6 protein-coding genes are annotated in these 6,166 nt (G+C 52.3%); all 6 read left to right on the plus strand.

Going from position 1 to position 6,166, the window contains the following annotated elements:
- The first annotated feature begins 113 nt into the window (after positions 1 to 113).
- The 6 genes from ACFVU8_RS26875 to ACFVU8_RS26900 all read left to right on the plus strand — a co-directional run bounded on the left by ACFVU8_RS26875 (position 114) and on the right by ACFVU8_RS26900 (position 5,553).
- A complete protein-coding gene (locus ACFVU8_RS26875; protein WP_387431411.1) occupies positions 114 to 1,226 on the plus strand; it encodes an ABC transporter substrate-binding protein in 1,113 nt (370 codons plus the stop codon).
- Between the two features lie 108 nt (positions 1,227 to 1,334).
- Positions 1,335 to 2,261, plus strand: a complete 927-nt coding sequence (locus ACFVU8_RS26880) for an ABC transporter permease (protein ID WP_387431413.1) — start codon at positions 1,335 to 1,337, stop codon at positions 2,259 to 2,261.
- Positions 2,258 to 3,058, plus strand: a complete 801-nt coding sequence (locus tag ACFVU8_RS26885) for an ABC transporter permease (protein ID WP_387431415.1) — start codon at positions 2,258 to 2,260, stop codon at positions 3,056 to 3,058. The genes ACFVU8_RS26880 and ACFVU8_RS26885 overlap by 4 nt, the downstream gene beginning before the upstream one ends.
- The gene (locus ACFVU8_RS26890; RefSeq protein ID WP_387431418.1) at positions 3,055 to 4,098 is read left to right on the plus strand and encodes an ABC transporter ATP-binding protein; all 1,044 of its coding nucleotides are present in this window, start codon (positions 3,055 to 3,057) and stop codon (positions 4,096 to 4,098) included. The genes ACFVU8_RS26885 and ACFVU8_RS26890 overlap by 4 nt, the downstream gene beginning before the upstream one ends.
- 38 nt (positions 4,099 to 4,136) lie before the next feature.
- Positions 4,137 to 5,003, plus strand: coding sequence for an alkaline phosphatase family protein (locus tag ACFVU8_RS26895; protein ID WP_379467061.1), 867 nt, complete (start codon positions 4,137 to 4,139; stop codon positions 5,001 to 5,003).
- Positions 5,004 to 5,316: 313 nt separating this feature from the next.
- Positions 5,317 to 5,553 (plus strand): DUF6953 family protein, encoded by a 237-nt coding sequence (locus ACFVU8_RS26900; protein WP_066375148.1) that lies wholly within the window; start codon positions 5,317 to 5,319, stop codon positions 5,551 to 5,553.
- Positions 5,554 to 6,166 lie beyond the last annotated feature (613 nt).

Below are 6,166 nucleotides of genomic sequence, written 5' to 3' on the forward strand. Positions count from 1 at the left end.
CCATTATCCTTAATCTCCGGCAAATAATCGGCTCCTATACTGCAAGTGGGTGAAGAACTGCTTGGTCCTTAGAGAAGAGCCCACAAATAGGAAATGGGAGTGAAGGGGAAATCATGACAATCCGATTCAGAAAACAATGGTTCATCGGTCTTACGCTGTCCTTGCTCGTCCTGTTGCTTGCTGCTTGTGGAAATTCGGACAACAAGGCGAATGCGCCGGAAGGTAATGCCGCTGCACCAGAGCTCAGCTTGAGCGACATTGAGAGCAAAGCCAAAGAAGAAGGCAGTGTAATGAGTGTCGGCATGCCTGATTCATGGGCCAACTGGAAAGACACCTGGGCAGATATGACTAGCGTATATGGATTGAAGCATGAAGATACAGATATGTCGAGCGCGGAGGAAATCGCCAAGTTCGAAGCAGAAAAAGACAAACCAACAGCAGATATCGGCGATGTCGGTATCGCATTTGGACCTGTTGCCGTAGCGAAGGGCGTAACACAGCCGTACAAAACATCGTATTGGGATGAAATTCCTGATTGGGCAAAAGACAAAGACGGTAACTGGGTCGTTGGCTACCAAGGCAGTATTTCGTTCCTGACGAACACCAAACTTGTACCGAACCCGCCGAAGAGCTGGGAAGATCTCAAGAACGGCAATTATAAAATCATTGTTGGCGATGTGACCAAAGCCGCGCAAGCGCAAATGGCAGTACTTGCTGCAGCGATCGCTTTTGGTGGGGACGAGTCGAACATTGAGCCAGGGATTGCATTCTTCGAAGATCTGGCTAAGAAAGGCCGTCTCTCGAATGCAGAAGCTTCTGTTGCTAATATCGAAAAGGGTGAAGTTGAAGTAACCCTGCTGTGGGATTTCAACGCTCTTAATTACAGAGATCAAATCAACAAAGATGGCTTTGACGTTGCCATTCCGAAGGAAGGCAGTGTAGTCAGCGGTTATGCAACGATCATCAACAAATGGGCTCCGCATCCGAATGCAGCCAAGCTGACACGGGAGTACATCCTGAGTGATAAAGGCCAGATCAATTTGGCTAATGGTTACGCTCGTCCGATCCGTGATAGTGTCAAATTGCCGGATGAAGCAGCAGCGAAGCTGCTGCCGAAGGAAGAGTACGCGAACGTTAAACCGGTAGGCGACTACAAGGTATGGGAAGAAACAGCCAAGAGCATTCCGCAACTATGGCAAGAACGCGTTCTTGTGCATTTGAACTAACCGATCCCGGGAACACGGGAGCAATACTTTAATCAGAGGGCGTCTTCGTCATGTATCATGCCGGAGCGCCCGCTTTTTTGAATGGGGCAGAGAGGTGGCTTGTAAAGAATGAAACAGAACAGACGCGGCGGTGTCATTCTGGCGTTGATTCCATTCGTATTGATGGTGCTGGCGTTCCAGCTAGTGCCTGTATTGTCCATGGTGAGCAACAGTTTCCATAGCGGAGACGGGAAGGGCATTACCTTTGGCAATTATGTGCATGCGCTGCAAAGTGCCTATTATATGCAGGCGATCAAGAACAGTCTGTTCATTTCCATCGCCTCCAGTGTGGCTGGAATCATCATCGGACTGGTATGCGCTTATTGCATCACCCGCTTTACGCCAGCCGTACGTGACCGGGTGCTGATGGTCTCGAATATGACCTCTAACTTTGCCGGCGTACCGCTGGCTTTTGCGTATATCATCTTGCTGGGCAACAACGGAATATTCACCCTGCTGTTTAAGGATTGGGGCTGGGACGTATTCGCCGGATTCAATCTGTACAGCTGGACCGGCCTGGCGCTGGTTTATGTCTATTTCCAGGTGCCTCTCTCTTTGCTGCTGCTATATCCGTCTTTTTACGGGATACGGGAGCAATGGAGAGAAGCGGCGGCGCTGCTCGGTGCAGGACGCTGGCAGTTCTGGAAAACTATCGGTCTGCCGATGCTGGCTCCGGCGATTTTTGGCACGATGGGTATTCTCTTTGCTAATGCCATGGGTGCGTATGCGACGGCTTATGCGCTGGTCGGCGGTAATTATAACCTGCTTGCCGTGCGCATTGGCTCTCTGGTCGCAGGGAATGTGGTTACCCAACCGGAGATGGGCAGTACGCTGGCTGTCCTGCTGGCGCTGACTACGTTACTGGCTGTTTATCTCAACCATGTAATGGTCCGGCGGGCCGGAAGTTTCGTGGCGCGAGCTGCGGATAAGCCTCAGCCTAAGGCCAGTGTGGTACGACGTCTTCGGCCAAGGGCAAGAGAGGAGATGGGACAATGAGTACTCGCAAAGCGGGGCTTGCCCCACGTGTACTGATCTTGCTGCTGATGGTGTATCTGCTTGTGCCGTTACTGGCTACGGGACTGTATGCTTTTGCCCAGGATTGGCAGAACAGCTTGCTGCCCCGTGCCTGGACCTTCGACTGGTTCATACAGATGTTTCAGGACCTCCGCTTTATGGAAGCACTGTGGACTTCGCTATATCTTTGTCTCATCAGCGTAGTGGTCAGTCTGGTAGTCATGCTGCCGGCTGTGTTCGTGATTACAATGTATTTTCCGCGCTGGGAGAGCTTGATGAAGGGCATTGTCGTTCTACCGTATGCGGTTCCCGGTGTTGTAGCGGCGGTGGGTCTCATTCGTACTTATTCTTCAGGACCGCTTAATATCGCAGGTACTTCTTACCTGCTGGTCGGCGCTTATTTCGTGGTTATTCTTCCATACATGTATCAGGGTATCCGTAACAGTCTGCTGACTGTCTCCGCTGCCGAGCTGTTGCAGGCCGCTGAGCTGCTCGGGGCCCGCCGCCGGCAGGCCTTTATGAATGTGATTCTCCCTAATATCTGGCCGGGTGTAATAGTCTCTGCCTTGCTCTCCTTTTCGGTGCTGTTCGGTGAGTTTGTACTGACGAATATGCTGGTTGGAGGGCATATCCAGACGATTCAGATTTACTTGTATAAACGGGTTGGCGAGAGCGGGCATTTGGCCAGTGCGATTGCGATTTCTTACTTTGTGTTTATTTTGGTGTTATCCATGGTGCTAATGAAGCTGGGTAAAAAGATGGGAGGCGTTCGCGGATGAATGATTATTTGAAGCTGCAAGGTGTGCGCAAATTATTCGGGGACGCCTGTGTCCTGGACAATGTGGATCTGGAGATCCGGGAGGGGGAGCTTGTGACCTTGCTTGGACCTTCCGGCTGCGGAAAAAGCACCCTGCTGCGCTGCATAGCCGGCCTGACAGAACTGGATGGCGGCAGCATTATGCTGGCGCAAAAGGACGTTACCCGCCAGCCGCCGCGTAACCGGGAGGTGGGCATGGTGTTCCAGTCGTATGCGCTATTTCCTAACCTGACCGTGGGCCAGAATGTTGAATACGGGATGAAAATGCGCGGGATGTCCAAGGCGGCCCAGCGCAGTCGCAGCGAAGAGCTGCTGGCTCTGGTTGACCTTGAAGAGAAGCGGGACGTATATCCGCAGTCGTTGTCCGGCGGACAGCAGCAGCGGATCGCGCTGGCCCGTTCGCTGGCTGTGCAGCCCAAGGTGCTGCTTCTGGACGAACCGCTCAGTGCGCTGGATGCCAAGATCCGCAAAAATCTACGGACCGAAATCCGCGAGATCCAGAAGCGTCTTGGGATGACGACCTTGTTCGTCACGCATGACCAGGAAGAGGCGCTGATTGTCTCTGACCGGGTGTGCGTCATGAAGGGCGGACGGATTATTCAGGATGATTCACCTGAAGGGTTATACACGGCGCCGCGCACCGAGTTTGTGGCGCGGTTCATGGGCAGCTACAACGTGTTCACTAGGCCGGAGGCGCTGAAACTATTTGGCCGGGTAGACAGCTTGGCGGACAGCTTCGCCCTACGCCCTGAAGCGATTACGCTGCTTAAGGCTGGGGAGGCCGGTTCAGCTGAAGGAGATGGCCGGATCCTGCTGGACGCCAGCATTCATTCGGTATCAATGCTGGGAAATATCATCCGCTGCACAGCCGAATGCTCCGGCATTCACCTGACAGTAGATGTGCTGAACGACGGAAGCTGGCTGCGGTTGCGGAAGCATGATCAGGTTACACTGGTGCTGGACCCGGCACAGCTTAGACATTTGGAGCGGGAAGGCGCTTAGAATCACCCATTCTCTGATTCATGAAGGGCGGGACAAAAATGAGTGAGATCACTAACAAGCTTATTGTGGTTGTATTGGATGGACTTCGGTATGATGCGGCTCGCAAGTATTTGGGTTACATGGAGCATCTGGTGGAGCAGGGAGTCATGTCTTGCTACCGGGTACAGTCGGAATTGCCCAGCTTGTCGCGGCCGCTCTACGAGGTACTGCTTACCGGCACACCAGTGGTCAGAAATGGCATCACGGCCAACCATATCAACAGACTCAGCAAGGAGCAGAGTGTCTTCCATTTGGCGGTGGCTGCGAACCTTCGTACAGCCGCAGCCGCCTATCACTGGGTCAGTGAGCTGTACAGCTCATCCCCGTTCAACCCGATTACCGATCGCCATCAGCACAATGTGCTGCGTCCGATCCAGCATGGCAGCTTCTACTTTGAGGACCAATATCCCGACAGCCATGTGTTTGCAGATGCCGAATACTTGCGCGGGGCATTCGATCCCCATTTTCTCTACGTTCACTCCATGAACATTGACGATGCGGGCCACCGCTATGGAGGGGAGAGCAAAGAATACGAATTAGCTGTGCGCCAAGCCGACGGTTTGCTGGCTACGATACTGCCCATCTGGATGAAAGAGGGCTACAAAATCCTGGTCACTGCCGACCACGGCATGAACGCGAATGGCTTTCATGGCGGCGTCTCGCCTGCAGAGCGGCATGTCCCCCTGTATACTTTTGGCGAAACCGTACTGTCCCCGGAAAAAGAGGTTCAAGCGCTGCCCCAGCTTCGCCTTGCGCCCTTAATGTGCCACTGCCTGGGCCTTATGCCTGCGGCTGCTATGAGCACTGAGGGTCTACCGCCTATGGTTCCGGCTGCGGTAAGTCGTGAGGCGGAAGAGGTAGTGTGAGGGTGAGCGCTGGTGGTGAGCGGTGCGTGTAGGGGCCAGGGGCTAGGAGAAGGACCTGCGAGAGTGTAGAGAGGTTCGGAGGCTAGGAAGAGAGAAAGGTTACGCTGGATGAGGACTCTCTTTCCGTTAAAGCGAGCGTTCCCGGTAGCCTGAAATGGATTAGCACCGCCCGAACTTTTAGCACATTGTAACGTGAGCTACTCTATCCCCCAGCTTCGGACCTCTTTGTCCGAGCTGGGGGGCTTTGTGTGTTATAATGAATGTCGCATAGAATAGTGGAGTATGAGTATGGATTAAGGAAGGAGATACAACTGTGGAAGTAACTGCTCAGGATGTCGCTGAGTGGATGGTTAAGGAGATCCGTTTCACCGGTACCCTTTATCAGACGGCGGCAATTGAATACGTGAAGACGAATTTTGGCGAAGAATTTGTATTTGTGAATGAGAACGGAAATGCTTCGCTGTCCAAAGAAGTGAAAAAAGCCTTCCGCAAGCTCCACGGCGGCAGAATTGCCTGGGACCGCGACGGATTCCTGTGGGCCTGGACCTAAAAAAACGACCGGTGAGGGTCGTTTTTTTAGATTCAGGAGATCTAAGCGGATGGGTCAGGGAGTATAGCAGACTTGGATGGATAGTTAGCATACAAGGTAGTGAGGTAGCGTCGGAATTTTAGACGATTCACTGGAATTCCTGCTACCGCCGGAAGGTTAGAAGATTGGAAGGAATTATTCCTGCTGTCGGAATGCTAGAAAAGTAGCAGGAATTTCTCCTGTTAATTTTGACTTGAATCAGCAACACAATGTATTAACAGGATATACTCCTGTTAAATTGTGAATGTAACCTCAATTTAGCCTTATTCCGAAGAATTAGCTGGAGTTTTTCCAGTTAATTCTGTTCTATTGAAGAAAACCGACGAACTACGGGAGTTTTTCCTGTTGATGCTGGTTACTGCTCTTGGGTGCATATAACAAGTAGCAGCTATGCAATAGGATGAGACAAACCACAGAGTTCTAGTTACTCCGCGCCAGGCTGATCCCAGCCACACAGTATAAGTTACTCCGCGCCAGGCTGATTCCAGCTACACAATATAAGTTACTCCGCGACAGGCTGATCCCAGCCACACAATATGAGTTACTCCGCGCCAGGCTGATTCCAGCTACACAA

This window comes from Paenibacillus sp. NPDC058177 (assembly GCF_042883835.1).
Taxonomy (GTDB): Bacteria; Bacillota; Bacilli; order Paenibacillales; family Paenibacillaceae; genus Paenibacillus_AQ; species Paenibacillus_AQ agri.